The sequence below is a fragment of the Arenibaculum pallidiluteum genome, from assembly GCF_017355985.1.
Taxonomy (GTDB): Bacteria; Pseudomonadota; Alphaproteobacteria; order Azospirillales; family Azospirillaceae; genus Arenibaculum; species Arenibaculum pallidiluteum.
Window position 1 is genome coordinate 26,408 of record NZ_JAFIQU010000020.1, and the last position, 12,821, is coordinate 39,228.

A 12,821-nucleotide genomic window follows, 5' to 3' on the forward strand; every position below is an offset into this window, starting at 1 on the left:
CGGTTTCCGATCATGAGGTCAGGTCATGGCGAGGGACATCGAAGCGGGCGGCGGCCGTGGACGGGACGGGGGGCAGGACGATCCGCCCCGCTCGCCCGACACCGCCGGCCGGCTGGTCCAGATGGCCGACCGGACCTGTCTGATGGCGCTCGACGAGATCCTGCGCGCCCTTCCGGGCGAGGGACGTCCCGCCGCCACGGCCGCCCGGGATGCGAAGGCGGTCGCTCAATGCGTGGCCGCCGCGACCGACGCCTTCCTGGCCGGGGCCGCCGAGCTCCGCTGAGCCCGGCGGCCGCCAGGCGCTCAGGCGGCGACCCCCGCCAGCGTGCAGACGCGGCGCCATTCGGCCTCCGTCACCGGGCAGACCGACAGGCGCGACTGGCGGATCACGGCCATCGCCGAGAGTTCCGGATCCGATTTCATGGCCTTGAGCGTGACCGGGTTCGGCGCCGGCGCGACCGGGGCGACGTCCACCATCACGAAGCGCCCGGCTTCGTCGGACGGGTCGGGATAGGCTTCGCGCACGATCTCGCAGACACCGACGACCGCCAGCCCCTCGTTGGAATGGTAGAAGAAGGCGCGGTCGCCGACGCGCATCGCCTTCAGATTGGCGGCGGCCTGGTGGTTGCGCACGCCGTCCCAATGGGTGCGGCCGTCGGCCACCAGGCGGTCCCACGAATACTTGAAGGGCTCGGACTTCAGGAGCCAGTAGGCCATGGGATGCCTCAGCCGCGCGGCAGGACCCGGCGCCAGGGCCGGATCGTGACCTGCTCGAAGAGCCCGGCCCTGGCATAGGGATCGTCCGCGCAGAAGCGCTCGGCCTCCGCGCGGTCCTCGAAATCGACCACCAGCAGGCTGCCGGTCATCCCGGCCCCATCCTCGGTCAGGGTCGGGCCGGCGCAGAAGACCTTGTCGCCGAAGCTCTCGAGATAGGCCAGGTGCTCCGCCCGGTTGGCCGCGCGCACATCCGCGGCGCCCGGCCTGTCCTGGCACAGGATCGCATACAGCATCGTTCGCTCCTCTCCTCTTCGTTTTCGCTTGGTCGCTGTCTCGTCGCTGCCGCGTCCCCGGCAGCTTTCTCACTTCGCCAGTTCGATTCGCATGCTCAGGCGCCTTCGGCCTTCAGCGGCCGGCTCATCAGCGCGGCGATCGTCTCGTCGATGGCGCCGCCACGCGCCAGGATCGTGTCCACGGCGGCGCAGATCGGCATGTCGACGCCCAGGCGCGCGGCCAGGTCGGTCACCGCGCGCGAGGTCGCGACGCCCTCCGCCACCGAATGGCGTTCCGCCAGGATCTCGTCAAGGGTCCGGCCCTGCCCCAGCGCCATGCCGAGCGAGGTGTTGCGCGACTGCATGCTGGTGCAGGTCAGCGTCAGGTCGCCGAGCCCGGAAAGGCCCATCAGCGTCTCGGGCCGCCCGCCCAGGCGCACGCCCAGGCGCACGATCTCGGCGAGACCGCGGGTGATCAGGGCCGCGCGGGCGTTGTCGCCGAGCCCCCGCCCCGCGACGATGCCGCAGGCGATGGCCAGCACGTTCTTGACGGCCCCGCCGACCTCGGCGCCGACGAGGTCGGCGCTCCAGTACGGCCGGAAGGACAGGCTGCCGAGCGCTTCCGCCAGACTGCGGCCGATCTCCCCGTCGGCGCAGGCGAGCGTCACGGCGGTCGGCAGGCCGCGCGCCACCTCGGCCGCGAAGGTCGGGCCGGACAGCACGGCCACCGGGTTGCGCGGCAGCTCGGCCGTCACGACCTCGGTCATCAGGGCGCCGGTGCCGAGCTCGATCCCCTTCGCGCAGACGACCACCGGCGTGCCGCCGGGCAGCAGCGGCGCCAGGGTCCGGCAAACGCCGCGCAGGAACTGCGCCGGCACGACCAGCAGGACGGCGTCGCAGGCGGCAGCCTCGGCCAGGTCCGTGGTCGCCCCGGGGCCGGGATCCAGCGCGATGCCGGGGAGATAGCGCGGGTTGGCGCGGTCCCTCGCGATCGCGCGCACGGTCTCGGTCTCGCGCGCCCAGAGCACCGCCGGCCGGCCCGCGCGTTCCGCGGCCACGGCCAGCGCGGTTCCCCAGGCGCCGCCGCCGATCACCCCGATGCGCGCGATGGCCACAGCCCGTCCCCGCCCTCAGGCCTTGACGCCGGCGCCGCGGGCCGGGCGCGCCGCGGGGTCGAGCGGCCAGCGCGGCCGCGGGGCGAAGTCCAGCCCGTCCGCGCTGCCGGCGCGCAGCCGTTCGACCCCGGCCCAAGCCACCATCGCCGCATTGTCGGTGCACAGCCGCAGCGGCGGCGCGACGAACCGCAGCCCCGCGCGCTCGGCCAGCAGGCGCAGGCGCTGCCGGATCGCGGCATTGGCGGCGACGCCCCCCGCGACCACCAGGGCGGTGCCGTCGGGATGCTCGGCTCGGAAGGCCGCGATCGCCCGCTTGCAGCGGTCCGCCAGGGAGTCCGCGACCGCCTGCTGGAACGAAGCCGCCAGGTCGCTCCGGTCGGCATCGGAGAGCGGCGCCGGAAGCGAATCGACCGCCAGACGCACCGCCGTCTTCAGCCCCGAGAACGAGAAGTCGCAGCCGGGGCGGCCCTTCATGGGGCGCGGCAGGTCGAAGCGCGCGGGGTCGCCGCCCTGTGCCGCGCGCTCCAGCGCCGGCCCGCCGGGATAGCCGAGGCCCATCAGCTTGGCCGCCTTGTCGAAGGCCTCGCCCGCGGCATCGTCGATGGTGGTGCCGAGGCGCCGGTACCGGCCCACCCCCTCCACGGCCAGGAGCTGGCAGTGCCCGCCCGAGACGAGCAGCAGCAGGTAGGGGAAGCGCAGCTCGGGATCGGTGAGCCGCGCCGTCAGCGCATGCGCCTCCAGATGGTTCACCGCGACGAAGGGCAGGCGCCGCACGCTGGCGATCGCCTTTGCCGTCATCACGCCCACGAGCACGCCGCCGATCAGCCCGGGCCCGCCGGTGGCCGCGACGCCGTCGAGGTCGCCGAGGTCGATCCCGGCCTCCGCCAGGGCGCGGCCGACCAGCCCGTCCAGATGGTCGAGATGGGCGCGCGCCGCGATCTCGGGCACCACGCCGCCATAGGGCGCATGCTCCTCGAGCTGCGAGAGCACCAGGTTCGACAGGATCTCCCGCCCGTCGCTGACGACGGAGGCGGCCGTCTCGTCGCAGCTTGTCTCGATGCCGAGGACGAGCATGGCTCAGGCCCCGCCCTGCTGCGGACCGATGGGGATGCGCTTGGTGATCACCAGCGACAAGCCGCCGCTCTCGGTCTCGAGGAACTTGTCGGAGCTCCGGGGCAGCGGGATCCGGACCTTGCGGCACAGGAGGATCACCGCAGCCGCGGCCTCGCGCTCGTTCAGCGCGTGCTCGTGCAGCGTGCGCGCGCCGGCCTGCTCGATCTGGACGACGAGCTGGGTCTCGGGATCGGCCACGGTCCAGACGCGCCGGATCGCACCCATCGGCACCCGTTCGGGATGGGCCTCGCGCAGCAGGGCGACGGCGTCCTTCAGCGCCTCGTTCGAGAAGATGATCTGTCGGCGTTCGGTGATCATGCGACCTTGATGAGCCGGGCGGCCCGCATCGATTGCGGCGGCCACCATATAGGCCGCCCCGGCCGCTTGTCAGCCGTCGCGACGCTTCACAGAGGCACCGCGACGCCCTAAGACTGCGCAATGACCGAACCGCTCCGCATCGGCACGCGCGGCAGCCCGCTGGCGCTTGCGCAGGCCCATCAGACGCGCGACCGCCTGGCGGCGGCGCACCCCGCCCTCGCCGCCCCCGGCGCCATCGAGATCGTGGTGATCAGGACCACGGGCGACCGGATCCAGGACCGCACGCTGATGGAGGCCGGCGGAAAGGGCCTCTTCACCAAGGAGATCGAGGAGGACCTGGCCGCCGCCCGGATCGACCTGGCGGTCCACTCCATGAAGGACGTGCCGACCTGGCTGCCCGAGGGGCTGGAGATCGTGTGCATGCTGCCGCGCGAGGATCCGCGCGACGCCTTCATCTCGGCCAGCGGAGTGAGGCTGGATGTCCTGCCGCAGGGCGCGGTGGTGGGCACCGCCAGCCTGCGCCGCCAGGCCCAGATCCTGGCACGTCGCCCGGACCTGCGCGTGATCCCCTTCAGGGGCAACGTGCAGACGCGGCTGCGCAAGCTCGCCGATGGCGAGGCCGACGCGACCCTGCTGGCCCTGGCGGGGCTGCGCCGGCTCGGCATGGCCGATGTGGCGACGGAGATCCTGGATCCCACCGTCATGCTGCCGGCCGTGGCCCAGGGCGCCATCGGGATCGAGATCCGCTCCGACGACGCGGCGACGCGCGCCCTGCTGGCGCCGCTGGCCTGCGCCGAGACCATGGTCCGCGTCTCCGCCGAGCGCGCCCTGCTGGCCGTCCTGGACGGATCCTGCCGCACGCCGATCGGGGCGCTGGCGAGGGTCGATGGCGACACCCTGTCCCTGGACGGCCTTGTCGCCGCGCCCGACGGGCGGCAGGTGCTGCGCACGGCCGTCCATGGCCCCGCGGCCGAGGCGGAGCGGCTTGGAAGCGAGGCGGGCGCGGCGCTGAAGGCGCAGCTTCCCGCGGGCTTCTTCCGCGCCTGAGCGCGGGCCCGCCGGTGCCCGCCCCCCGCCTGCGCCTTCTGGTCACGCGCCCGCGCGAGGACGCCGAGCCGCTCGCGCGAGCGCTCGCCGCGCGCGGGCACGAGGCGGTGATCGAGCCGCTCCTGGAAATCCGGATCGCCGAGGGGCCGGCCCTCGACCTCGACGGCGTACAGGGCCTGCTGCTGACCTCGGCCAACGGCGTACGGGCCGTCGCCCGGCGCACGCCGCGCCGCGACCTCCCGGTCTGGGCGGTCGGCGATGCGACGGCCCGGGCCGCCCGCGGGGCCGGGTTCGGGCAGGTCGAAAGTGCGGCGGGCGCCGTCGAGGACCTGGCGCGGCTGATCGTCGCGCGCTGCGATCCTTCGGCCGGACGGCTCGTTCATGCGGCCGGAACGGCTGTCGCCGGCGACCTGTCGGAACTCCTCGCGCAGGCGGGTTTCACGGTCGACCGGCAGGTCCTGTACGCCGCGGAAGCCGCCGAGGATCTCTCCCCCGGGACGGTTTCTCGCCTGTACGCGGGAACAATCGACGCCATCCTGTTTTTCTCTCCCCGTACGGCTCGGAGCTTTGTTAGGCTCGCGGGGCGTGCGGGGTTGTCGGAGCGTCTGGGCCCCGTGACCGCCTTCTGCCTGAGCGAGGCGGTGGCGCATGAGGTTCGTACGCTCGGCTGGGGCGCCGTCAGGACGGCCCCGCGACCCGATCAGGCATCCCTGCTCGCCCTGATCGACCCGCTGGTCGAGACACGGCGGGAGCCGGGGAGCCATTCCGGAAGCCCGAAGGAATGCGGGCCAGAGAATAGGGGGATGCGCGATGAGTGACTTCAACGGTCCGGACGCTTCGGATCCGGCACCGGCGGGCCCCGGCGCGGCCGAGCGGATCATCGAGAGGTTCGGCGGGATCCGCCCCATGGCATCCAAGCTCGACGTGCCGGTCACCACGGTCCAGGGCTGGAAGAAGCGCGGCGCGATCCCCACCAGCCGGCATGCCGACCTGCTGGCCGCGGCCAGCAGGCACGGAATCGCCATCGACCCCGCCGAGCTGGAAGCGGCCGCGCCCGCGGACGAGCGCGGCGAGACCCATCTGGACGTGCTGCCGGGCTCGACGCTCGATGCGGGGCCGGACGGCCCGGCCGATGCGGTCGGCGAGCCCGAGGCCGACAAGCCCCCGATCGGAAGCCTCGAGCCCGAGGCGGTGGCGGTCCCGCTGTCGCCGGCGGCCATGGACAGGATCGATGAAGCCCGCGGCGCGCCAGAACCCCTGCGCGGCGCCTCCGATGATGCCGGCGGCGCGGCGCAGGGCGGCTTCGCCGCCGCGGAGCAGCCCGCGCCCGCCCCGCCGCCGGCGGTCCGCGGCGGCGCCGGCCTGGCCGGCACCGCGCTGGTCGTCTCGCTGCTGGCGCTGGCCGGCGCCGCGACCTCGCCCTGGTGGGCGCCCGCCCTGCTGACGCCAGTTCTCGGGCCGCCCGGGGGCGGCGGGAACGGCATCGAGCAGCGGCTGGCGCAGCTCGACCGACAGGTCCGGCAGATTTCCGAACGCCCGGTCGCAGCCGCGCCCGCCGCCCCGGCGGCACCGGCCGCGCCGGGGGCCGCGCCGGGGGCCGCGCCGGGCCAGCAGGCCGGCGGCGACCCGGCCATGGAGCAGCGGCTCGCCGCCCTGGAGCAACGCCTGGGCGATCTTGCGGCCCAGCCCCGGCCACAGCCGGGCGAGCCCCAGGCGGCCGAGGCGCAGTCGGCCCAGCCGGCACAGCCCGCGGTCGTGCCCGATCCGCAGCTCGACCAGCGGCTCGACCAGCTCGCGCAGGAGATCCAGCAGCTCCAGCAGATCCAGGGGGCGGTGCAGGGCAACAGCCAGCAGGTCTCGGCCGTCGAGGGCCAGACCAGCCGCCTGGCCCAGGAGCTGGCGCAGCTCCGCGACAGGACGGCCCAGCTTGGTCAGGAGCTCGCCCAGCGCCGGCGCGACGAGACGCGGATCGAGGCGCTGGCCCTGGCCTCCGCCCAGATCCGCGCCGCCGTGCAGACGGCGCGCCCCTTCGAGGCGGAGCTGACGGCACTGCGGGCGCTGGGCCCGGAGGAGCCGGCTGTGCGCGAGGCGCTCCAGGCCCTGGCGCCGCACGCCTCGGCAGGAGTGCCGACCGAGGCGCGGCTGACCGAGCGTTTCGACCGGGTCGCGGGCGAGATCGCCCGGGCCGGATCGGTGGGCGAGGAAGGCCGCTGGACCGATCGCGCGCTGTCGCGCATCACCTCCCTGGTCAGCATCCGCCGCCCTGCCGGCTCCGCCGAGGGGGACGGCCCCTCGGCGGCGGTGTCGCGGGCCGAGGCGCGGCTCGAGGAGGGTGACCTGGCGGCGGCGGTGGCCGAACTCTCGTCGCTCCAGGGCCCGGCGCGCGAGGCGGCCGAGCCGTGGCTGGCCGATGCGCGGGCGCGCGTCGCCGTGAACCGGGCCTCCGAGGCCCTGACAAACGCCGCAATCGCGCGGATGGCAGGGGCCGATGCCTCGCAGGCGGCGGCGCCCGCCGGGACGGCGCAGCCATGATCCGCGCCTTCTGGATCATCGCCAGGATCGCGATCGTCATCGCGATCGGCATCTGGCTCGTCGAGCATCCCGGCGTCCTGCGGGTCGACTGGTTCGGATACGTCGTCGAGACCACCGTCGCCGTGGCGCTCGTCGCCCTTGTGGTCCTGATCGCCGTCTGCGCGCTGGCCTACAGGCTGTACCGCGCCCTGGTGCGGACGCCGCGGCGCTACGCCCGCTGGTCGCGCGGCCGGCGGCGCGAGCGCGGGCTGCGGGCTCTGTCGCGCGGCTGGGTGGCGGTCGCGGCCGGCGACGCCCCGGCCGCCCGCCGCCATGCCGAAGAGGCGGAGCGTATGCTGCGCGACCGCGAGCTGACGGAGCTGCTGTCGGCCCAGGCCGCGCAGCTCTCGGGCGACGACCGGTCGGCGGACGCCCGTTTCCGCGCCATGATGGAGAAGCCCGAGACCGCTTTCCTGGGCGTCCGCGGCCTGCTGAACAAGGCCATGCGCGAGGGCGACCGGGACGAGGCGCTGCGGCTCGCCCGGCGCGCGCACGACCTGCGCCCGCGCACGCCCTGGGTGCTGGGCACGCTGTTCGACCTGGAGGCCCGCGCCGGCAACTGGGAGCGCGCGCAGCAGGCCCTGGACGAGGGCGAGCGTGTGGGCACCATCCCAGCCGACGATGCCCGGCGGCACCGTGCCGCCGTTCTGTTGGAGCGCAGCTTCGAGGCCGAGTTGGACGGACGCGAGGCCGAGGCGCTGACATTTGCCGGCCGGTCGCACGACCTGCAGCCGGCCTTCGCCCCGGCCGCCGCGCGCGTCGCCCGCCTGCTGGCCCGTGCCGGCCGGCACAAGCATGCGCTGCGCGCCGTCGAGCGCGCCTGGAAGCTGGAGCCCCACCCGGACTTGGCCGCCGCCTACCGCGACGTCCTGCCGGAGACCGACGCCCTGGCACGGGTCAAGCGATTCGAGCGGCTGCTGTCGCTGAGCCCCGACAGGTACGACGGCCACGTCGCCCTGGCGGAGGCCGCGCTGAAGGCGAAGCTCTGGGGCGAGGCGCGCAACCATCTGGCCAAGGCGCTGGCGATCCGTCCCTCGGCCCGGGTCTACGGGCTGCTGGCCGATCTCGCGCAGCAGGAGCACGGCGACGCCGCCGCGGCCCGCGAATGGCTGGAGAAGGCGGCCAGCGCCCCGCGCGACGCCTTCTGGGCCTGCGAGCGCTGCAACACGCCCTCGGCCCATTGGCGGGGCATCTGCCCGGGCTGCGGCAGCTTCGACACGCTGGAATGGCGCATCATGCCCGAGCCTGCCGGCACCCTGCTGCCCGTCGATGCGCCGCGCGCGGCCGTGCCGGCCGGGAACGGCGCAGGCCCGAATGGCGCGGGCCTGTACGGCTCAGGCCCGAACGGCTCGGCACCGGGCGGGGCGCGCAACGGCGTCGCCGCGGCCGGCCCGCCGGCAGGTGCACCGAAGCCGGGCGCTCCCCTTCCCGGCACCGGTTCCGCGACCAACGGGTCGGACGAGATGCCGGCGGGCAGTCCGTCGAGCAATACCCCAGGCAGTCCGCCGGGCAGCCCCCCGGCCGGGCAGGCGGCCGGCCGTCCGCCAGCCGAGAGCCGCCCGAACGCCGCCTGACCTGCGTGCCGTCCCGATCGGGCGGCACGGGCAGGAACACCCGCCTCGCGCGACCGTTTCCCAGAGGGAACGGGACGCGAGGCGGAGATGGTGCGGCTTGAGATCGACGGTGAAATGACCGCCCACATGGCGGGTGCGATCCGCGACTACGTCGCGAAGCTGCGCGAACATCAGGCGGCGAGCCCGTCCGCGGCCGAGAAGGCGAGCTACGAGCGCACCATCGAGGCCTTCCAGGCCATGCTGGCCGATATCTACGCGCAGAGCTGAGAGCTGAGCCGCGGTGCGGGGAAGGATCCCGGGCGGCGCCCCTGGAGTTCCCTTGGGCGCCGCCCGGTCCGCAGGGACTACTCGGCTGCGGGTGGAGGCTGGCCGGTCGTCCGGCCCATGTCCGGCGCGGGCGCAGCGCCGCTGGGCGACGGCATGCCCGTGCCGGCAGGGCCGGCGCCGGCGCCGGGGGCGGGATCCCGGGGCGCCGGACGGTCGAGCGACACCGTCGAGGAGTCGGGATCGTATTCCGGCATGTCGCGGATCGTCTCCTGCGTCAGGCCGCTGACGGTGATGCCCTCCTGCGGCCTTACCTGCACCCGGTCGACCTCGACCGCGACGTTCTTCTTGCCGATGCCGAGGAAGCCGCCGCTGCCGATGACCAGGCGGCGGATCTGCTTGCTGTCGGGATCGATGATCACGTCCGTGACGGATCCGAGATCCTGGCCGCTTTCGCTGTAGACCGTGCGGCCGATCATGTCGTCGGCGCTGACCCCTTCTCGGTTCCCGGCCGGCTGGCCGGCCGCAGAGCCGTTCGTCGGCGCGGCCTCGGGCGCCATGGGCGCGGGCGCGGTCGAGCTTTGCGCGACGGCCGCGCCGGCGGCGATCACGGCGGCGAGGGAGACGGTCCCTATCAATGCGAGACGCATGGTGAACCCCCTTCTGCTTGAAGCTGCGTTTGGGCGTGCGTAACGCGGACTCGATCAACAGCGCGCCCGGCCGTGCATCTCGGTGCGGCAGGCCGGCACCCGCATCGCCCCGGGCGGCGGATGGCACGTGGATTGGCATGCCTGGCCCGGCGCGAATGGCCCTGGGACCGGCGGCGCGGCCGGTCTAGAAGGGACGATGCGAACCGACGAACGCCCCCTTCCGCTCGCCTCCAAGGACGAGACCCGCGGCCTGCTCATGGGATTCCTGGGCGTCGCCATCTTCGCCGCGACGCTGCCGATGACGCGCCTGGCCGTGGCCGAGCTCGACGCGGCCTTCGTCGGAATCGGCCGCGCCGTGCTCGCAGGGCTGCTCGCCCTGGCCTGGCTGGGGGCCACCCGGGCGCCCCTGCCGGCGCGCGGCCAGGTCGGCACGCTGGTCCTGGTGGCTGCGGGGGTCGTGCTGGGCTTTCCGCTGTTCAGCAGCCTCGCCCTGCGGGACGCGCCGGCCTCCCACGCAGCGGTGATCAACGGCCTGCTGCCGCTGGGAACCGCGCTGATGGCCGCCTGGCGCGGCGGCGAGCGGCCCTCCCCGGCCTTCTGGGGCTGCGCGGTCGCGGGCAGCGCGCTGGTGGTCGGCTTCGCGCTGGCGCAGGGCGGCGGGGGCCTGGGCGGGTCGGACTGGCTGATGCTCTGCGCCGTCGCCGCGGGGTCCCTGGGCTACGCGGAGGGCGGGCGCCTCGCGACCGTGATGGGCGGCCCCCGCGTGATCTGCTGGGCGCTGGTGGTCGCGCTGCCGCTGACGCTGCCGGTGACGGTGTGGCTCGGCTGGTCACGGGGGCTCGCGGCCTCGCCCGCGGCCTGGGCCTCCTTCGCCTATGTCGGCGTGTTCTCGATGTTCCTGGGATTCTTCGCGTGGTACCGCGGCCTGGCCCTCGGCGGGGTCGCACGGGTGGGGCAGGTGCAGCTCGTCCAGCCGTTCCTGACCCTCGCCATCGCGGCGCTGATCGGCGGCGAGGCCATCGGCCCGGTCACCTGGCTCGTCGCGGTGGCGGTCGTGGGGGTGATCGCGCTGGGCCGGCGGACGCGGGTCGCGAGATCCGCCGTGGCGCGCCCGGCTGAGCCCTCGACTCGGGCCCCCGCGGCAGGCTAGATCCCGGGGGATGACCGACGACACCATGCTGGCCTCCCGCGCGGCGGCCCTGGACCTGATCGAGGCGGTGCTGCGCCGCCGCACCCTGCTGGACGAGGCGATCGAGGCGAACCAGCCGCTCCGGGCGCTCGATCCCCGCGACCGGGCGTTTGCGCGCCTGCTGGCCGCGACGGTGCTGCGGCGGCTGGGGCAGCTCGACGCCGCGCTGGCCGAGTTCCTGAACAAGCCCGAGCCGCCGAAGGCGCCGGTCCACGACATCCTGCGCCTGGGCGCGGCCCAGCTCCTGTTCCTCGGCACGCCGGCCCATGCGGCCGTCGACACGGCGGTGGCGCTGACGGCCAGGCGGCGGCAGGAGCCCTTCCGGGGGCTCGTGAACGCGATCCTGCGGCGGGTCGCGCGGGAGTCCGACACGCTGGCCACGAACCAGGATGCCCCGCGGCTGAACACGCCGGACTGGCTGTGGCGGTCCTGGACGGCGGCCTATGGCGCCGAGACGGCGCGGCGGATCGCCGAGGCGAACCTGCACGAGGCGCCGCTCGACATCACCGCCAAGTCGGACCCCGCCGCCTGGGAGGGACCGCTCGAGGCGCAGCTCCTGCCCACGGGGACCCTGCGCCGGGCGACCGGTGGCCCGATCACCGAGCTTCCAGGCTTCGCCGAGGGCGCCTGGTGGGTGCAGGATGCCGCCGCGGCGCTGCCGGCGAAGCTGCTGGGCGACGTGGCCGGGCGCCTGGTCTACGATCTCTGCGCGGCGCCGGGCGGAAAGGCCGCGCAGCTCGCTGCCGCCGGCGCGCGGGTCGTCGCCGTCGACCGCTCGGCCAAGCGGCTGGAAAGGGTCTCGGCGAACCTCGCGCGGCTGGGCCTGCAGGCCGAGCTGGTCGCCGCCGACGCGGCGTCCTGGCAGCCCCCTGCCCCGGCCGACGCGATCCTGCTGGATGCGCCGTGCTCGGCCACCGGCGCGATCCGCCGCCATCCCGACGTCGCCCGGCTGAAAAGCCAGGAGGACGTGGACAAGCTGGCGCTCAGCCAGGATCGCCTGCTGCGGCAGGCGGTCGGCATGTTGAAGCCGGGCGGCGTCCTGGTCTACTGCACCTGCTCGATCCAGCCCGAAGAGGGCGAGGCGCGCATCGACGCGCTGCTGGAATCCGGCGCCCCCGTGACGCGCGTGCCCGTCCGCCCGAGCGAGGTCGGCGGCTTCGCCGAGCTCGTGAACGCCCGGGGCGAGCTGCGCACGCTGCCGGGACAGCTTGCGGATCTCGGCGGCATCGACGGCTTCTTCGCCGCGCGGCTGCTGCGCCGCTGACGCGGGTCGGCGCGGGGCAAGCTGCTTGCAGCCCGCGGCGGGGCTTGCTAGAGGTGCCGCCGACATGCAGCAGCCCACCCGAATCGCTCCCTCGATCCTCTCGGCCGATTTCGCGCGGCTGGGCGAGGAGGTGCGCGCGGTCGACGCCGCCGGCGCCGACTGGATCCACATCGACGTCATGGACGGCCATTTCGTGCCGAACCTGACGATCGGGCCGGGCGTCGTGAAGGCCCTGCGGCCACACAGCGCCAAGACCTTCGACGTCCACCTGATGATCGCGCCGGTCGATCCCTTCGTGGCGGATTTCGCGAAGGCCGGGGCGGACATCATCACCGTGCATCCCGAGGCCGGGCCCCACCTGCACCGCACGATCCAGCTCATCAAGTCGCTGGGTAAGAAGGCCGGCGTGTCCCTCAATCCCGGCACGCCCGTCGAAGCCGTGGACTGGGTGCTCGGCGACATCGACCTGGTGCTGGTGATGACCGTGAACCCGGGCTTCGGCGGGCAGGGCTTCATCGCCTCGCAGCTCGACAAGATCGCGGCGCTGCGCCGCCGGATCGACGCGTCCGGCCGGGCCATCGACCTCCAGGTCGATGGCGGGATCAACGCCGAGACGGCGCCCCTGGCCATCCGGGCGGGGGCCGAGGTGCTGGTCGCGGGGACCGCGACCTTCGCGGGCGGGCCCGGCGCCTATGCCGAAAACATCCGGCGCCTTCGGAGCGCGTGA

15 protein-coding genes are annotated in these 12,821 nt (G+C 74.6%); 9 read left to right on the forward strand and 6 right to left on the reverse strand.

What is annotated here, in order from left to right:
• The first annotated feature begins 25 nt into the window (after positions 1–25).
• Complete coding sequence (locus tag JUB13_RS26750; protein ID WP_207484651.1) at positions 26–283, forward strand: hypothetical protein; 258 nt, start codon at positions 26–28, stop codon at positions 281–283.
• A gap of 20 nt (positions 284–303) precedes the next feature.
• Here JUB13_RS26750 and JUB13_RS26755 read toward each other — a convergent pair whose 3' ends face one another.
• From JUB13_RS26755 to JUB13_RS26775, 5 genes are all read right to left on the reverse strand, one after another.
• Complete coding sequence (locus tag JUB13_RS26755; protein WP_207484654.1) at positions 304–717, reverse strand: EVE domain-containing protein; 414 nt, start codon at positions 715–717, stop codon at positions 304–306.
• 8 nt (positions 718–725) lie between these two features.
• The gene (locus JUB13_RS26760; protein WP_207484657.1) at positions 726–1,010 is read right to left on the reverse strand and encodes a YciI family protein; all 285 of its coding nucleotides are present in this window, start codon (positions 1,008–1,010) and stop codon (positions 726–728) included.
• A gap of 95 nt (positions 1,011–1,105) precedes the next feature.
• Entirely contained in the window at positions 1,106–2,104 is a 999-nt protein-coding gene (locus JUB13_RS26765; protein WP_328703031.1) for an NAD(P)H-dependent glycerol-3-phosphate dehydrogenase, read from the reverse strand.
• Positions 2,105–2,119: 15 nt separating this feature from the next.
• Positions 2,120–3,178 (reverse strand): tRNA (adenosine(37)-N6)-threonylcarbamoyltransferase complex transferase subunit TsaD, encoded by a 1,059-nt coding sequence (gene tsaD, locus JUB13_RS26770; RefSeq protein ID WP_207484661.1) that lies wholly within the window; start codon positions 3,176–3,178, stop codon positions 2,120–2,122.
• Between the two features lie 3 nt (positions 3,179–3,181).
• On the reverse strand, positions 3,182–3,535 hold the full coding sequence (locus JUB13_RS26775; RefSeq protein WP_207484664.1) for a hypothetical protein: 354 nt from the start codon (positions 3,533–3,535) through the stop codon (positions 3,182–3,184).
• Positions 3,536–3,655: 120 nt separating this feature from the next.
• On the opposite strand from JUB13_RS26775, the gene hemC reads away from it, so the two are divergent.
• The 5 genes from hemC to JUB13_RS26800 all read left to right on the forward strand — a co-directional run bounded on the left by hemC (position 3,656) and on the right by JUB13_RS26800 (position 8,994).
• Positions 3,656–4,582, forward strand: coding sequence for a hydroxymethylbilane synthase (gene hemC / locus JUB13_RS26780; protein ID WP_207484667.1), 927 nt, complete (start codon positions 3,656–3,658; stop codon positions 4,580–4,582).
• A 14-nt stretch (positions 4,583–4,596) separates the two neighbouring features.
• Complete coding sequence (locus tag JUB13_RS26785) at positions 4,597–5,400, forward strand: uroporphyrinogen-III synthase (protein ID WP_328703032.1); 804 nt, start codon at positions 4,597–4,599, stop codon at positions 5,398–5,400.
• Positions 5,393–7,114, forward strand: a complete 1,722-nt coding sequence (locus tag JUB13_RS26790; RefSeq protein WP_207484669.1) for a COG4223 family protein — start codon at positions 5,393–5,395, stop codon at positions 7,112–7,114. The genes JUB13_RS26785 and JUB13_RS26790 overlap by 8 nt, the downstream gene beginning before the upstream one ends.
• Positions 7,111–8,727, forward strand: a complete 1,617-nt coding sequence (locus JUB13_RS26795; protein ID WP_207484672.1) for a heme biosynthesis protein HemY — start codon at positions 7,111–7,113, stop codon at positions 8,725–8,727. Before JUB13_RS26790 ends, JUB13_RS26795 begins: the two co-directional genes overlap by 4 nt.
• A gap of 87 nt (positions 8,728–8,814) precedes the next feature.
• Complete coding sequence (locus tag JUB13_RS26800; protein WP_207484675.1) at positions 8,815–8,994, forward strand: hypothetical protein; 180 nt, start codon at positions 8,815–8,817, stop codon at positions 8,992–8,994.
• A gap of 77 nt (positions 8,995–9,071) precedes the next feature.
• Here the strand turns inward: JUB13_RS26800 and JUB13_RS26805 are convergent, their stop codons facing one another.
• Positions 9,072–9,641 (reverse strand): PRC-barrel domain-containing protein, encoded by a 570-nt coding sequence (locus tag JUB13_RS26805; RefSeq protein ID WP_207484678.1) that lies wholly within the window; start codon positions 9,639–9,641, stop codon positions 9,072–9,074.
• A gap of 196 nt (positions 9,642–9,837) precedes the next feature.
• Here JUB13_RS26805 and JUB13_RS26810 point away from each other — a divergent pair, with 196 nt between their 5' ends.
• The 3 genes from JUB13_RS26810 (at position 9,838) to rpe (ending at position 12,821) form a co-directional block, all read left to right on the forward strand.
• The gene (locus JUB13_RS26810) at positions 9,838–10,791 is read left to right on the forward strand and encodes a DMT family transporter (RefSeq protein ID WP_236025249.1); all 954 of its coding nucleotides are present in this window, start codon (positions 9,838–9,840) and stop codon (positions 10,789–10,791) included.
• A 10-nt stretch (positions 10,792–10,801) separates the two neighbouring features.
• Positions 10,802–12,094, forward strand: a complete 1,293-nt coding sequence (locus JUB13_RS26815; protein WP_207484680.1) for an RsmB/NOP family class I SAM-dependent RNA methyltransferase — start codon at positions 10,802–10,804, stop codon at positions 12,092–12,094.
• A gap of 64 nt (positions 12,095–12,158) precedes the next feature.
• Entirely contained in the window at positions 12,159–12,821 is a 663-nt protein-coding gene (rpe, locus tag JUB13_RS26820; RefSeq protein WP_207484682.1) for a ribulose-phosphate 3-epimerase, read from the forward strand.

Coding starts and splice junctions, on each gene's coding strand:
- tsaD (WP_207484661.1), bottom strand. CDS start 3,178: ATGCTCGTCCTCGGCATCGAGACAAGCTGCGACGAGACGGCCGCCTCC.
- JUB13_RS26815 (WP_207484680.1), top strand. CDS start 10,802: ATGACCGACGACACCATGCTGGCCTCCCGCGCGGCGGCCCTGGACCTG.
- JUB13_RS26760 (WP_207484657.1), bottom strand. CDS start 1,010: ATGCTGTATGCGATCCTGTGCCAGGACAGGCCGGGCGCCGCGGATGTG.
- JUB13_RS26800 (WP_207484675.1), top strand. CDS start 8,815: ATGGTGCGGCTTGAGATCGACGGTGAAATGACCGCCCACATGGCGGGT.
- JUB13_RS26750 (WP_207484651.1), top strand. CDS start 26: ATGGCGAGGGACATCGAAGCGGGCGGCGGCCGTGGACGGGACGGGGGG.
- JUB13_RS26810 (WP_236025249.1), top strand. CDS start 9,838: ATGCGAACCGACGAACGCCCCCTTCCGCTCGCCTCCAAGGACGAGACC.
- JUB13_RS26775 (WP_207484664.1), bottom strand. CDS start 3,535: ATGATCACCGAACGCCGACAGATCATCTTCTCGAACGAGGCGCTGAAG.
- JUB13_RS26790 (WP_207484669.1), top strand. CDS start 5,393: ATGAGTGACTTCAACGGTCCGGACGCTTCGGATCCGGCACCGGCGGGC.
- JUB13_RS26755 (WP_207484654.1), bottom strand. CDS start 717: ATGGCCTACTGGCTCCTGAAGTCCGAGCCCTTCAAGTATTCGTGGGAC.
- JUB13_RS26805 (WP_207484678.1), bottom strand. CDS start 9,641: ATGCGTCTCGCATTGATAGGGACCGTCTCCCTCGCCGCCGTGATCGCC.
- hemC (WP_207484667.1), top strand. CDS start 3,656: ATGACCGAACCGCTCCGCATCGGCACGCGCGGCAGCCCGCTGGCGCTT.
- JUB13_RS26795 (WP_207484672.1), top strand. CDS start 7,111: ATGATCCGCGCCTTCTGGATCATCGCCAGGATCGCGATCGTCATCGCG.
- rpe (WP_207484682.1), top strand. CDS start 12,159: ATGCAGCAGCCCACCCGAATCGCTCCCTCGATCCTCTCGGCCGATTTC.